This is a genomic window from Brockia lithotrophica (assembly GCF_003633725.1).
Lineage (GTDB): Bacteria > Bacillota > Bacilli > Thermicanales > DSM-22653 > Brockia > Brockia lithotrophica.
The window spans coordinates 341,822-356,518 of record NZ_RBIJ01000001.1 but is presented as its reverse complement, the minus strand read 5'-3'; the positions used below and the strand labels follow the sequence as shown (position 1 = coordinate 356,518).

The window sequence follows — 14,697 nt, the reverse complement described above, 5'->3', positions numbered from 1 at the left end:
TCCCTTATCATACCGCTTTTTCCAAAGTGCTCGCGTGGGGGCGGGATGGGGCGCCGCCTTAAGACGCAAATCGAATTTTTCCGACTCGCTTGCGCGGAGAGGGAGGATAGAGTTAATATATAGGTACTTGTAAGTACTTGCGCAAATTTTTCCCAAAAAACAATGAAAAGAGCGAAGTCCAAATGAAAGCGCTTCCCGTGAACTGCTCGATCGAGCCATTGCTGCCATGGTGGCGGCGATTGACGTGTACAACAAACCCGACTTTGCCTATCGAGCCGAGTCGTTCACCATCTTGGCGCTCAATGCCAGGGCAGGGTCTTCCCGCTCCCCCTGGCGTGGCACAGAGCGGTCGCGTCGGTTGAAGAGTCAGATCCCCGTGTAGATAGGAGAAGCATGTGAGGAGTCCATGAAACCCCGCACCATCCCAAAGCCCTGGGCGTTGCGCTCGCCGAACCCCGCTTCGTACCCGATGGAGAGTAGCTCTTTGTTGCCTCCTGCCCAAAATTTCCCTTCGAATCCCCGCACTTTCGTCCCCTGAACTTCGTAGAGACGGGAACGCCACTTTCCAACGGGCTTAAACGTGAGCGGCTCGGGCGGGACCTCCCACCCCAGCGCCTGGGCCTTCCGCCTCAAGTTCGCTTCCAAGTTGCGCCAGAAGTCGGGCTCATCAGGAGACAGGAACCTGCGGTGTAGCTTTTTTCCTCGGCGAATTCCCGTGGATACTACGATAGGAGACAGGGTCTGGAAAAGGCGGAATCCTGAAAGTTCAGGATTCTCTTCCACTACAACTCGCTCCACTACAAGCTGAGTCTTGCCCAAAAGGGCCGTTCCCTCTGTAAGGAGAGTGAGCGCCAGGGCTTCCAGTAACCCGATCAAAGGCGAGGAGACCCACCACCGGATGGGCGGTACCATCTCCAACCCCTCTTCCCGTCTCCGCGCCTGTTGGGGGAAAAGAAGAGAGAAAGTGAACATCTTGTACCGGTGGCCTCCGGCCGCAAAGCCTCGCTCGTGCAACTGCTCTCCTAGCAGAGGATTCGTTTTGTAGATCGCGGCATAAACAAAGCCGTGAAGTAGATGCGGGTAGTTCCAGGGAAGTACTATCGGGTTATCTCCAGTCCAGTCTACGCGCAAGCGCATGTGATTCCCCACCTTTATTCCAAAATGGTACGAGTAACTATTTTTTCTTGTCCCAAGATTTCCTTCTTAACCAACTTTTTACCGGGAAGCTGGTAAATGTAGACGCTGTCGCGTTGGGGATCAATTAGTTTGCTAAGTCCAGATTTTACTTTAACTAATTGCGCTTCTGAAAGTTCACCTTCAAAAACACTGTTCTGTGCCCAGTAAAGAAAGCGTCGCAAATACTGGCACACCTTAGCTACCCTTTCCTGCTCAATATCGTACACAATTATCACATACATGTTCATTCCCTCACACCATTAATAAATATACTGGAGTTACCACCATGCCCGCAAAGATTTATAAGTTTCGATATTAACAAGATGCTTAATAAGCTTGTAAGCCTCCAAGCGAATTAAGTGACGGTAAGAAACATGACGCTTCAATCTCCTGTGCTTAACGGTCGTCTGTAAATACTCCTCAAACACTCGAACAAACTTTTTGCGGGCGCCTTCTTTCAAATAAACCCCTTTCGCTTCGCCTATACTTTCAAAATCATTCTCGTCTATCTCTCCCCGGTTGAGTAAGCGGAAAATCAAACGATCAACAATGAGTGGTTTGAAAATTTCTGACAGATCTAAAGCAAGGGAAAAGCGTCTCTGCGACGGTTCGTGGAGGTAGCTAATCGTTGGATTCAGCTGGGTCACATAAAGCTCTGACAAGGTAGCCGTGTAAAGCAAACTATTGCCAAAGGAGATCAAGGAATTTACTTCGTTATCTGGAGGACGTCTTACCCGCTTTGTGTAGGGCTGCTGAAGTTCCAGGATTTCGTTAAATGCTTGGTAGTAGGCATCACGAGCGCGTCCTTCTTCACTCATTAACTCCGCAACACTGCCGCATTCGTTCAGTCGTTTCAAAGAAGACTCTACCACTTCCAAGCTCACATCCACCTCTCTGCCCCGGTTCCGGTAATAGTTCAAATTTCGTCGAAGATGAAAGAGAGCTCCGGCCACAAATTCTTTGGCAATTTCCAGCCGCTTCTGGGGGTCCAGATAGTGCTCTACCTGCTTAACCAAAAGGTAACCGCTGACGTTTGTTTCGCGGGGATAAAAGCTACCGATGTAAAAGCCATAGTAGTTAAAGCAGTGAAGGGTAACTTCATTTTGAGCCAGAAATGTAAGCAGCTTAGTGTTGAGATCTATCTCGCCGAAGAGATAAAGATCGCGAACATTCTCTATGGGGATGGGCACCTTTTGTAACTGGCCATCTTCACTCTCTTGCTCGAAGTAAAGGGTGTTTTGCTTACGACGCAACCGCCCGCTGCGGAAGATGTAATAACTCTGCGCCACCTCTTGCTCACCTCTATCCCCAGCAGAGTTCGCGATATGCGCACACACGGCAGATCGTTGTGGATTCTGCCGACGGCGGTGCGGAAAGCTGCTCGACTTGTTGAACACCCCGCAAAGCCTCGGCGAGGCGTCCCTCGAGCTCCGGTGTCAAACGCACCTCTTCCCTACGCCGCTCTCGCGGAAAGCGAAGTTCTCCAACCAGTTCGCCCGCTCCCAGCCACCTAAGATAGGCGAGGTAGTAGGCCAGCTGTAGCCGGGCCGCCTCTGCCAGCTTGTGCGAATATTTTATCTCCAACACTTTGCCTTCGCTTTCCAGTAAGTCGATTTTGATCAGTTTGTCAATCAAAATTTCCCTGCGCGGCGTGCCAGGATAGGCACGCTCGTGCATAAGTTGTCCGAGTGCTACTCGATCAGAAAGCGGTTCCATCCGTAAACCCTTCGCGAAAAGCCACAGCTTGCGGTGGCATACCACCCAGTAGTTAACCTTAATGCCGTTGGTGCGCAGCCGCTCAAACTCCTCGTAGGAAAGCATCGCCTAACCACCGCTTTTTTCTCAATCCAAGATAATGGCGCCAGGAAGAACCTTTCCTTCCCCAGGCACCTCAAGCCCGAGCTCAGTGTAGGGAAGACTTGTGACCACCACTTTCAAATCAGAAGCTAGGGTGAAGTACTCCGCCGACTTCAGCCAGTAGATGGGTACCGGCACCAGGAGTTCAGGCAGGCGCCACCCTTCCCCCTTTTCTTTAAAAGCGTAGGCCTCTTGGACAAAAGATTCGGGCAAAACCTCAACAGACACTACTCCGCGCCGCGTAGCGAAGCGGGCGCGCATCTCCTCATCCGAAAGGTCGATTGTGTAGCATCCCAGTATGCGCTGCACCACGTCCAGCGTTTCCCTTCCCTCCTGCAACTCTTTCTGCCACTCTTCTGTTACCACTACCCGCTCGTATAACTGAGCGGTTGCCCGAAACAAAGTAGTTTCGTCGGGAGTTTCTGGCAAATCGCGCAGGATCTCCAGGCTCCAAGAGAGGATCTCCTTGCCGTAGACGCGCTGCGAGCCCTCCGACCACTCCTGGTAGATAAAGACCGGCACCACCCCCTTCTCCCCGCGCCGGTTCACCCTTCCCATCCGCTGGATTAGAGCATCTATCGGTGCAACCTCGGTTACGAGCGCATCGTAAGAAATGTCCAAGCTCACTTCCACCACCTGGGTAGCCACAAGAATCGTGCCTTTTCCTGGATTCTCCGCCCGCTTTTCCTTTTCAGTCCTGTCACGTAGGGTAAAGCGGGAGTGCAGCAAAGAGCAGTTAGACCAACCGTGCTCCTCCCTGAGCTGGCGGTAAATGTGCTGAGCGTCTCGCACCGTGTTGGCGATGAGAAGTACAGCTTTTCCCTGCTTGGCAAGTTCCAAGGCAACCCTAACCCCGTCACTCAGCAAGGAGCCCTGGTAGAGCTTTATCTGGTGGCGTCGACGTGCCCAGAGATTCTCTTCGGCTTCCACGAGCTCTCCCACCGGGAAAAGCTCTTGGAAAAGCATTAGAAGCGGATCAGGGAGGGTGGCGCTGGCCAGGGCCAGCCGGGCAGGCGGCTCCCGGTTCAACGCCTCGAGCAAAAGCCCTAAGGTGTAAGGCTCGTAGGCATGCACCTCGTCCAGGATAAGGGTGGCGTGCCGCAGGAGGCCGCGGCGCTCCTCCCAGTGGCGCCCATGAAGATGCGCCAATAGGTACTGATCTAAGGTGGCTACCGTAACGGGTTTGGCAAAGACCGACCCGAAAAGCCGAATGTCCAGCGGATCCTCTTCCCATTCTTGCCCTTCCGACTCGCGGCGCCACACGTAACTGGCCCGTCCGTGAGCCAGCGCCACGGTCTCTTTGCCGTAGATCTGGCGCAGGCGCCTCCACATGGCATTGGTCGTGGCTTGGGTAGGAAGCAGGTAGATGAGCCGCTCGGTGTTACCTGCCCACAAGAGCAAGGCCTCCGTCTTCCCCGTACCGGTCGGGGCCCGCAGCCAAATGACGTTTTTCTCATAAGCTTCACGAGCTCTTCGCTGGAAATCTCTTAGCTTTTCCCCCGTTTTCTTTTGAAGCTCTTGTACATGGTCCTTAACCCGCAGCGCTCCATTGTTAAGAAAAAGCATTGAGGATGAAGCCTTCTTGGCCGAAGCTAGCCAGTCTGCCAGGTGAAGCGCCGCTTTAACCTGGGCAAAGTTTTGCGCAGATAGGCGTTGAAGGATTCCCCGAAGCGTACGATTTTCTCCGTTAAAGCTCATGCTTTGGTCAAGAAGCAGAGCAGGGTATGGGTATAGACCTAAAAATTTCCAGATATTCTTCCAGAAATCTTCTATTTGAGGCAGATTTTCCACACCGTAACGGCGAAGGAGATCCCAAACCTCACGGAGGATATCCTGAAGTTTAGCCTCCTCAAAGTCGGGCAGACTTTCCCTGAAGCCCTTGTAAAGCTCGGGACCCAATGGCGAGTGGTGGGTAAGCACCGCTGCGGAAGCTTCGTAATCGTGCTCACCCCAGCCATAGTGGCCCCGCAAGAAGGCTTCGGCCAGAAATACAAACGGAAATGAAGCAAGGGCATGGGGAAACGCCTGTCTCTTTAAGTGGTCCAGTTCTTTGGGAGAAGCTCCGTCTCTGGCGGCCTGCATATACTCCTGAAAACTTTTCGTGGCCTTCCCTATGTCGTGAAGGGCACAAGCCAGAAGTACTTTGACCCGCAAAGGCTCAGGAAAGTCCAAGCGGTCCGCGATCTCGGCCCCCAGCCGGGTCACTTCGGCCAAGTGGTCGAGGAGAGAGGTATCTGGTTTTGCTAGGAGTTGAGCCATGCGAAGCTCCTCCCCCTCCACTGGAGAGCGGGTACACCGGGGACTTCTACTTCCAGCCCCGGCGGTATAAAGCTTATAGTAATGGAATTCTCTGGGTGGCGAACCCCCTTTCTATCTACCGTAAAGGCGAGGGGCAGCGTCTCCACTACCGACGGTTCAAAGTAGCCGCCCGGCTCAAGGACGGGTTTGATACCAGGAATTTGCCGGATATCTCGGGGTAGCGGCGTGCCGCGAAAGCGCGGAGCTCCTTCTGAAGCCTCCCCCCAGCGGATATCCTCCACCAACATCAGCTCGTCTTCTCGCCCCAGTGATAAGGGGTAAGCTGGGTCCTTAAAGGCTTTCTCCAGGCGTTTCAATAAGCCTTCGTCGCCTCCGTAGATCAGCGTGTAATGGGTAAAGAAAAGAAGTTCCCGGAAATAAGGGGAGCGCTCGGCGATTTTACTTTGCTTGATTTTCAATACTACCCACATATCTTTGGCGCGTCCGGGTTCACCCTCCCCTTCCATCCAAACTGAAACCTTAAGACTGCGGACGGGTGAGCCGGTCTCCCACAACTCCCAGTCAGGAAGTCCCAGAGCTGCCCCGGCAATGCCGAATAAGGTCGTGGGGGGTGGCATGGGGAGGGTTCGCTGATAATTGTGATCCAAAGGACGTCGGAACGAGGCCACCGGGGCGCGAACGGTTATTAGGAGGATTCGCTCCATAGACCTTCCACATCCTCCCTAGCTTTAGCCAGTGCATCGCGAACTCTAAGAACCTCACCGTACTCTCTCAAGGTATTGAAAATCTCTTCTTCGTTACCGAAAATCCCGGGATCTAAGCCGAAAATGGTGTGCTCACGGTAATCTCTAAATCTCTCTAGAACGTTCACCAGGGGGGCGAGATTCAGCAGATACCTCCCGTCCTCATAGCGGGCTTCAAGCGCCTCCAAAAAAATCGGATGTTTCACCCGCAGCCGGGTGTAGGCGAGGAACTTCGGAGAGAGGTCGGCCAGCATCCTAGCCGTACGTCCACCACCCCAGAGGAGATTGAGGGCTTGGAGCAAATCCTGAATCCGTTTTCTACGGTCAAGAGAAGAAAGGGTGCGCTCTTTCTCTCCCCCGGTTTCCAGAGGTTGGAACACTCCTACCCGGTCAAGCTCCACGAGAATCGTGCCCTTGAAAAGGTTGGCGTAAAGCTCAGTTTCGAACATGTTCCCGCCAGCGGCCATCGCCTGTCCGAAGCGCTCAAAGGAGCGGGTACCGAGGTCTCGGTCCCCCTGGAAGGGGAAGAGTCCTATCGCCGCTGAAACGCGCACCGGCGAAGTACGTCGGCGCCCGCCAGAGGGATCTAGGTAGCCAAACAGATCTTCGTCGATGAATTCCCAGGGACGCACCGGGGGAGTCACTTCCTGTCCGCTTACCTGGGAAAAGGGTTCGGACAAAGTATACCCCAGATCCGCAAGCCTCTCCCGCAACATCCGCCGTATTGCCTGACCCGAAATGTAGGGAACGGTACTCCCGTCAGGCAGGGTGACCTTCTTTGCTACCACCACGTTACCTTCGGTGTGGGAAGCGTTAACGTTAGCGGCAGATACCTTGGCTAAATAACCCACAACAATGGCCTTGCTCATACTCACGCCTCCTTTGTCTGAACTCCCGATTGTGGTGTGGTTTTGCGCAAATAGGCGTTCATAGCGTAGATAGAGAGAAGACTTTTTACTCTAACCCACGGAACCCCAGCAATACGCTCGCCTTTTTCGATACGAAGCAAAACCTCTGGTACGGTTATTTCCAGGCGGAACTGTATGTCGTTTAAAACCCGATAGAAATCCTCAGGATTCTTGGCGTTGCGCAAGGCGTAAAGCAAACCCACCTCCTCATGCTCCCGAGCTGCTGATCCGAGGGAGTACCCGAAACCTGCCAGTATGCGCTGAAATTGTTCGTCCATGCCGAACACCTCCTGCAAATACTTACCCAATATTTCTAGAGTACCCCGCACCAGAGGGCGGGGGTTCTCCTCCTTTGCCCGGGCGTCGAAAAGAAACTGCTCGACAAACGGTGAAGGATCGAGGAATTCTAAAATGGCGTGGGCAATTTTGTCGCGCAAGATGGTCTCACGATTTTGCCCCTGCTGTGCCCAGAACTGCTCAAAAATCTGGATGATGTGCTGGTGCGGATTTTTGTTTATGTTTTTCTCCGCTATAATTTTTTCCCAGCTTTCGTAAAGTCTGTAGAGGTGCTGGAGCTTGGAGAATTCTCGCAGTGCCCGCATGCTAAACGCCTGTCCCGGTTTCCCGGTGACCGCGTAAAGGGTAATCGGTGCAGGCGGGGGTCCTCCTTTCCCAGCACCGAGGAGCGAGGCCAGGAGGTCACGCGCCTCTTCGGAAAGCAGATCAGAGTTGCGCACGTGTGTGAAAAGCTTTAAGAGGAGCCCCCACACGGTCTCATGAGTATATGGACCAGCAAAAGCCACCGGCGCAGTGCCGCTCCGGTCACCTTTTAGACGAAGGGGTTCCAGAACCTCTTCCTGTAGCCTCTTCATTTCCCTTGGCTCAGAATGGAAGATAAAGAAGTGAAGCGCCTCGTTACCTTGCGCCTTCCACAGCCATCCCAGATACCCCGCCATACCTGCCAGCGCGCAACGGGCGCATAAGCGTAACGCCCGCTTTGTCCCGGAGTAAAACGTGCCGAACTTATCGGGATCCACTACAAAAGGATACATCCACATCTTGGCCTCAGCCAGTAAAGCCTGGTCTCCGCAGAAATCACATTTACCGGGACGCTTGCTGAATTTAAGGCTCAGGTCAAAGGTAGGGGGAGATGTAAATACCTTTTCTTTTTTACCTTCTATCTCGACATCTATTTTGGGTGCCGAACCGGAAACCTTGATAAAGATGTTGGCCGGATAAATCCAATTAACTTTATCATACTCCCGAAACTGCCCGCTGTTCTGGTCGTAATACTTACCTTTATTGCCGCTGGGCTGCACCAGCTGACTGACTAGCCACTCCCGCACTCTTTCCACAGAATGCTCTCCTTCGCCGAACTGCCTGAGAAGCACCACTAATCCTGTATCTATCCAGAAGTTTCCTATCGGCTCATCGAAAGATAGATAGACAGAGAGTTGTCCCATCTCATTCACCTCGCAAGGATTTCGAGAGTACTTTCAGCAAAGTAAAACCGTCACCTAATTCGTAATCTTTTCATCAATATATCAAGTTCCCTAAATGTCCCAGTTGTAAGGAATTATACCATGATAGTGGTAAGAAAAACAAATATCAAACATGGCGGTGCAAGCCGCGAAAAAACATTGGTTTAATATTAATAGTTTCCTTTGATTTAATATTAATAGTTTCCTTTCTCCAGGATTAAAGCAAAGATGTTAAGATAATCTCATCCTCTGCCTAGACCAGTTTCTGGAATTGTACCCCGCGCGGCCCTTTTTTATTTTTATAAGCGTTCCCTCAGGTCGTACCATTGCTGCAATAGACTCCTGGTCGTGGCTCTCCCAGGTAGAGGCCCTAGACATGATCTACCCCGATTTCTTTCACCAGCATAAAAGCCGCCTCGTCCTCCACCCATTCGGCCACCGTCTCCTTGCCAAAGGCCGCGGCCACGGTGGTCATCGCCTGGACAATGTTCTTGAAGGAAGGTTTCTTCACCGCCTCGCGCACGAAAGGCCCGTCCATCTTCAGATAGTCGAGAAAATCCTCTGTCAGAAGGCCGAAAAGCAAAAAAGAAGAAAAGTATGAGCGAGTATGACCGTCGATAACGACCGGGGTTTCGTCAACGACCTGCCGCAACCGCAGCTGAGCGTGTCGTTGACCAGCTTAAAGTTGTCAAGGTCGAGGATTGCCGAATCGTGAATGCGGTAAAACGCCCGCAGCACCACCTTACGTACCCTAGAATTCCCGCCTGCCGTAACATTGCCAGGTGCTTAGCAACCACTGACTGCTCCGCCCCGACCGCCGGGATGATCTCGCAGACGTAGCGCCCTCACTCCCGCAGGAAATCAAGGATCTTGAGCCGCAAGGGGCAGCTTAAAGCCCGCAGTAACTCTGCTGCCAACTCCAGCCGCATTTCCTTCACATCTTAACATCCTCACATCCTTTCCTACATGGCCACGTTAGCATATAGTCTTGCTCCGCGTCAAGATCTATTAGGCGATTGTGTGCTCAAGAGTTAGTAGGTGGACTCGGAAAGGAAATTCTCCATGCTTCACCCACGTAGCCCCGGCAAAAGGCCCTTTCAGTGCCGGGCAAACTTGCTCTAAGCCAGTTCCCTGCTTCCTTTACTTTCCGCTTCACCTGCACCGCCTGGGCCAAGTGCTCCTGCCCGGCCAGCCTTAGCTCCCATCGAGAAGTCTACTTCTCTAGCTCCTCTAGCTCCCCGTTGGACCGCGCTGACAACGAACTCTCCTCACCGCTTAGTTTAAAACCTCTTCCACCCCCCAATCCCCCGAAGCTATGGCTTGTTTGGCTTCGTTGGAAGTAATTCTCCTCGGCGTGCCAAAATCCCTCTACGAGCCGCCAGTTCAACAAATAGTAAGGATCCAAAACGTGCAATGCTCCCCAGGGAAGTAATTTACCCCCTGCTCGGCCCACTCCGACCCCGTCGTTCCCAAGGTATATCTCCTTCACCTGACCTATGTCCCACTGGCTCGCTACCCCAAAGTGAACCTCCCCCCACAACCTCTCTCCTTCGCCTACAACGCTCATTACCAGCTTATTCTTCAAAGCCTTCCGGCTACCCCCGACTTCCTCTTTGCCCGTGATAGCCACGAAGAGTCTGACCTCAACAAGGCTTTCAATCCCACAATGGTTCGATTGGTACGAGATATGTGGATAGATCATGAGCGGGGATTCCCATGTTTCAATCCCACAATGGTTCGATTGGTACGGCACCAAGTACGTTTTTCTTGTGTGGTACGTGGCTGTTTCAATCCCACAATGGTTCGATTGGTACACAGTCCCGCGTCCCGCAAGAGTTCGCGGGAGGTGAGTTTCAATCCCACAATGGTTCGATTGGTACATTTCGAATCTAATTCTGTTGAACAAATCACCTATGACGGGTTTCAATCCCACAATGGTTCGATTGGTACTAGCGTGGGCATCTCTTCGAAAAAACGGCCATCAAAAAGGTTTCAATCCCACAATGGTTCGATTGGTACGCCGTGGTTCCGGCTTCTCCTACCGACTCTGCTGCGGTTTCAATCCCACAATGGTTCGATTGGTACGCCGTGGTTCCGGCTTCTCCTACCGACTCTGCTGCGGTTTCAATCCCACAATGGTTCGATTGGTACGCCGTGGTTCCGGCTTCTCCTACCGACTCTGCTGCGGTTTCAATCCCACAATGGTTCGATTGGTACGCCGTGGTTCCGGCTTCTCCTACCGACTCTGCTGCGGTTTCAATCCCACAATGGTTCGATTGGTACGAGGGGGACTCGGGCTTGGGCTGAAAATATTCGGTTGTTTCAATCCCACAATGGTTCGATTGGTACTCTATAGGTTCCGCCGGTTGTGACGACCAGTGTCAAGTTTCAATCCCACAATGGTTCGATTGGTACACCCTTCATCGTCGACCTTTCGAATGAAACAGCGTCGTTTCAATCCCACAATGGTTCGATTGGTACGGCCACTCACCAAAATTAATTATGATCATTCACTAAGTTTCAATCCCACAATGGTTCGATTGGTACAAGCGCGGACGGAGAACAAAAAACTGATTTCATTCGTTTCAATCCCACAATGGTTCGATTGGTACTTTCTGGATTACAAAGAACCAAAGTATGTTTTAGTTGTTTCAATCCCACAATGGTTCGATTGGTGCCCTTGCTCCGCGTGGTCATTTCGTGATACCATACGAAGTTTCAATCCCACAATGGTTCGATTGGTACCAGGAAAGGGCGGCGCGGCTCGTAGGAGTGTCTCCTGTTTCAATCCCACAATGGTTCGATTGGTACCCGGCTATTCCGCGTGGTACTTCGCGGCGCTCATCGGGTTTCAATCCCACAATGGTTCGATTGGTACGCCTTCGGGATGTCCAAAGAAAGCTAGATGAGCAAGTTTCAATCCCACAATGGTTCGATTGGTACTCGCTCGGGAAATTCATCGCCTTGAATCCGTACTGAGTTTCAATCCCACAATGGTTCGATTGGTACTAGCTCTCCGGCCCTGTGCTTTCGCCGATGTGCGATGTTTCAATCCCACAATGGTTCGATTGGTACTGTGTTTTACCTGTTCTTCTCTGGGGGATCGATCACAGTTTCAATCCCACAATGGTTCGATTGGTACTGTACGGCAGATCGCGCTCGCGGTGTCCGGGATCCCAGTTTCAATCCCACAATGGTTCGATTGGTACAACTAGTTGGCAAAAAAATCCCCCGGAAGAATCTCCGTTTCAATCCCACAATGGTTCGATTGGTACGATCTTTTTAAAACTGAAGCAACTTGAGATGGATGTGTTTCAATCCCACAATGGTTCGATTGGTACCTCGCCTCGATTTCTGTGATTAAAGGCGCAAACAGCGTTTCAATCCCACAATGGTTCGATTGGTACTCTGTCGCGGCACCGACGTGCGCGCGCGCTCTCGCCGGTTTCAATCCCACAATGGTTCGATTGGTACGGGAGGAGCTAGCCAAGCGGAAGGCTAGCGAGGATTTGTTTCAATCCCACAATGGTTCGATTGGTACGACTTTCGCGCCTTCGTTTGATAAAATATACTCGAAGTTTCAATCCCACAATGGTTCGATTGGTACCCGATTTTTCTTGCAAAAACTTTGGAAAACATATAAAGTTTCAATCCCACAATGGTTCGATTGGTACTCTCTCGCTGCGCTCTAGACATCGTAGTCATCTCCAGTTTCAATCCCACAATGGTTCGATTGGTACTTCTCTCTGGCTATCTTTTTATAATTGCCATAAGAGTTTCAATCCCACAATGGTTCGATTGGTACATTCAAGAAAGCAAATATTCCTACCGCTACTATTTTGTTTCAATCCCACAATGGTTCGATTGGTACGGTTTTACTTCTCGTGTCATGAACGCTGGAATTAAAGTTTCAATCCCACAATGGTTCGATTGGTACTTTTCTCCTTGGCAAGAATACCAAATAAACGATTCAGTTTCAATCCCACAATGGTTCGATTGGTACTCCCTTCATACCACATCGAGACAACCATGTCAAGTCTCGTTTCAATCCCACAATGGTTCGATTGGTACTTCGATTCGGACTTGCCTGATAAGGCACCTTCTGTGTTTCAATCCCACAATGGTTCGATTGGTACACGTACGTGCCGCACGAAGCATCGGCCATCCCTCCATCCAGTTTCAATCCCACAATGGTTCGATTGGTACAAGAGAGGTGAGGGGGATGCCGATACTAGCTTCGACGTGTTTCAATCCCACAATGGTTCGATTGGTACGTGGCGGAGTTTTTGATATTGATTTTGGTTTTCGTGGTTTCAATCCCACAATGGTTCGATTGGTACCGCCCGGGCCGCGGTCGATGATATCCCGGTTGCCGCAGTTTCAATCCCACAATGGTTCGATTGGTACCTGTTGAAACACCACAGATGCCTCAATTGCCGGATAGTTTCAATCCCACAATGGTTCGATTGGTACCCGGCTGCCCATGGATCAATCCCAACCCAATATAATGTTTCAATCCCACAATGGTTCGATTGGTACTTTTTTCACCACCTTAGTAGTTTACGTAAGACACGGGTTTCAATCCCACAATGGTTCGATTGGTACCCGCCCGCTTCGGCCCGTCAAGGGTTTTCAATCCCTTGTTTCAATCCCACAATGGTTCGATTGGTACGATTTTTGAGAACGACATCGATGTTGAGGAGGTTGGTTTCAATCCCACAATGGTTCGATTGGTACCAAATCCACCCGTGCACCCGGAGAAGGACTGCGGGAGTTTCAATCCCACAATGGTTCGATTGGTACACTAATACAGTTCGCGATGCGGTTTCTAAAGAACAGTAGTTTCAATCCCACAATGGTTCGATTGGTACAAAATCCCATACATCGCTTTCCCGCCAGGTGATTATGTTTCAATCCCACAATGGTTCGATTGGTACTTGGAAACCTTGGAAACCGAGGTTGAATAAGTTCTGTTTCAATCCCACAATGGTTCGATTGGTACTCGATTCGGTTGTTGGACGTGTACCGTCGTCCAAGGTTTCAATCCCACAATGGTTCGATTGGTACTTTCAATCCCACAATGAGAGGAGCTAGCCAAGCAGGTGTTTCAATCCCACAATGGTTCGATTGGTACCCTCAGACCGCTCAATGCGACTGAAATCCTCCAAAGTTTCAATCCCACAATGGTTCGATTGGTACGCCGCTGCGATGGCTCTCTATGCCTTGATTGCCGAGTTTCAATCCCACAATGGTTCGATTGGTACTTTTCACAAAGTGCCCGCGAGCCCTTGATTTTCAAGTTTCAATCCCACAATGGTTCGATTGGTACCAAGACCGTCGGAATTCGAAATGCCTTGATTTTCCTTACTTCCCGCCTTCGAATCTTACCCTGAACTGCCGTCGACCTCCAGTTGCCCCAAAACCCTAGGGGATCGACGGCAACTCACGATCCTTGAAGCCCGCACCACTACTGGATCTGTCATAACCTTCCAAACGCCAAATGGCCTCCGGTGCGCTTTGACCACCTCGATCGACGGCAATTATAGCACAGCGGCAGCAGGTAAAGCAAACCCCGGTTTTGCCGGGTGTGCGTCAAGAGATAGATGGTCCCCAACCGCTCTGTACCAGGAGAAGCGATTATCCCAGACCACTTCTTTCAAATAGCGCCAAAGCCCCGCTATCCTCTTCTCCCTGACTCCCCGAACTCCTTTCACCGTTTTGTTCAAAACCTTCCACCCTCCCCACCCCCCGAAGCTATGGCCTGCTTGACTTCGTTGTAAGTCTCCTCGTCGTGCCAAAATGTCTCAACGAGCCGCCAGTTCAAATGGTCAAGGATCCAAAACGTGTACTGCTCCAGGAAAGTAATCTACCCCCTGCTCGGCCCACTCCGACCCCGTCGCTCCCAAGGTATATCTCCTTCACCTGACCTATGTCCCACCGGCTCGCTACCCCAGAGTGAACCTCCCCCCACAACCTCGCTCTTTCGCCTACACCGCTCATTACCAGCTTGTCCTTCAAAGCCTTCCGGCTACCCCCGACTTCCTCTTTGCCCGTGTAAGCCACAAAGTGTCTGACCTCTTTTCTTTTCGCTCCTCTGGGGTTTTAATCACCATCCCGTCGGCCTCTATGTAAAGCTTGGAGGTCCTCTCTTTACCTCTGGGTGTATCCCCCTTATTAAAAAAGGCTTCTCTCCTGGGCTCTCCTTTCCGCCTGAGCGCTTCTCCTGCTTCCTGCACGGCCTGCCACACCGCCATACCCTAGAATCTCTGCCGC

The 14,697-nt window shown here is 51.6% G+C and carries 12 protein-coding genes, 1 pseudogene and 1 CRISPR repeat array; of the genes and pseudogenes, 1 reads left to right on the top strand and 12 read right to left on the bottom strand.

All coding sequences use genetic code 11. The features are described from left to right. The first annotated feature begins 202 nt into the window (after positions 1 to 202). Positions 203 to 382, top strand: a complete 180-nt coding sequence (locus tag C7438_RS09600; protein ID WP_353653306.1) for a DUF3644 domain-containing protein — start codon at positions 203 to 205, stop codon at positions 380 to 382. Here the strand turns inward: C7438_RS09600 and cas6 are convergent. From cas6 to C7438_RS08970, 12 genes and pseudogenes are all read right to left on the bottom strand, one after another. Further along, on the bottom strand, positions 367 to 1,137 hold the full coding sequence (gene cas6, locus C7438_RS01605) for a CRISPR-associated endoribonuclease Cas6 (protein WP_121443597.1): 771 nt from the start codon (positions 1,135 to 1,137) through the stop codon (positions 367 to 369). The two genes, C7438_RS09600 and cas6, sit on opposite strands and share 16 nt — an antisense overlap. A 14-nt stretch (positions 1,138 to 1,151) precedes the next feature. Next, on the bottom strand, positions 1,152 to 1,418 hold the full coding sequence (gene cas2 / locus C7438_RS01600; RefSeq protein ID WP_121443596.1) for a CRISPR-associated endonuclease Cas2: 267 nt from the start codon (positions 1,416 to 1,418) through the stop codon (positions 1,152 to 1,154). A 36-nt stretch (positions 1,419 to 1,454) separates the two neighbouring features. Next, complete coding sequence (cas1b, locus tag C7438_RS01595; protein ID WP_121443595.1) at positions 1,455 to 2,465, bottom strand: type I-B CRISPR-associated endonuclease Cas1b; 1,011 nt, start codon at positions 2,463 to 2,465, stop codon at positions 1,455 to 1,457. A 13-nt stretch (positions 2,466 to 2,478) separates the two neighbouring features. Continuing rightward, positions 2,479 to 2,997 (bottom strand): CRISPR-associated protein Cas4, encoded by a 519-nt coding sequence (gene cas4, locus C7438_RS01590; RefSeq protein ID WP_121443594.1) that lies wholly within the window; start codon positions 2,995 to 2,997, stop codon positions 2,479 to 2,481. 21 nt (positions 2,998 to 3,018) lie between these two features. Next, the gene (cas3, locus tag C7438_RS01585; protein WP_121443593.1) at positions 3,019 to 5,292 is read right to left on the bottom strand and encodes a CRISPR-associated helicase Cas3'; all 2,274 of its coding nucleotides are present in this window, start codon (positions 5,290 to 5,292) and stop codon (positions 3,019 to 3,021) included. Then, positions 5,277 to 5,996, bottom strand: a complete 720-nt coding sequence (gene cas5 / locus C7438_RS01580; RefSeq protein ID WP_121443592.1) for a CRISPR-associated protein Cas5 — start codon at positions 5,994 to 5,996, stop codon at positions 5,277 to 5,279. The genes cas3 and cas5 overlap by 16 nt, the downstream gene beginning before the upstream one ends. Beyond that, positions 5,978 to 6,904: a type I-B CRISPR-associated protein Cas7/Cst2/DevR gene (gene cas7i, locus C7438_RS01575; protein WP_121443591.1), complete on the bottom strand. Its 927-nt coding sequence runs from the start codon at positions 6,902 to 6,904 to the stop codon at positions 5,978 to 5,980. Before cas7i ends, cas5 begins: the two co-directional genes overlap by 19 nt. Positions 6,905 to 6,906: 2 nt before the next feature. Then, positions 6,907 to 8,406 (bottom strand): hypothetical protein, encoded by a 1,500-nt coding sequence (locus tag C7438_RS01570; RefSeq protein WP_121443590.1) that lies wholly within the window; start codon positions 8,404 to 8,406, stop codon positions 6,907 to 6,909. A 388-nt stretch (positions 8,407 to 8,794) separates the two neighbouring features. Beyond that, entirely contained in the window at positions 8,795 to 9,076 is a 282-nt protein-coding gene (locus C7438_RS08975) for an EAL domain-containing protein (RefSeq protein ID WP_147401956.1), read from the bottom strand. Beyond that, positions 9,060 to 9,254, bottom strand: a pseudogene (locus tag C7438_RS09595) (hypothetical protein); the annotation flags it as partial. The gene C7438_RS08975 and the pseudogene C7438_RS09595, both read right to left, overlap by 17 nt. Before the next feature lie 383 nt (positions 9,255 to 9,637). Continuing rightward, positions 9,638 to 10,054: a hypothetical protein gene (locus C7438_RS01555; protein ID WP_147401955.1), complete on the bottom strand. Its 417-nt coding sequence runs from the start codon at positions 10,052 to 10,054 to the stop codon at positions 9,638 to 9,640. Between the two features lie 22 nt (positions 10,055 to 10,076). Beyond that, positions 10,077 to 13,753: a CRISPR direct-repeat array (repeat unit 30 nt; unit sequence GTTTCAATCCCACAATGGTTCGATTGGTAC). A 685-nt stretch (positions 13,754 to 14,438) separates the two neighbouring features. Continuing rightward, positions 14,439 to 14,678, bottom strand: a complete 240-nt coding sequence (locus tag C7438_RS08970) for a hypothetical protein (protein ID WP_147401954.1) — start codon at positions 14,676 to 14,678, stop codon at positions 14,439 to 14,441. Between the last annotated feature and the right edge of the window lie 19 nt (positions 14,679 to 14,697).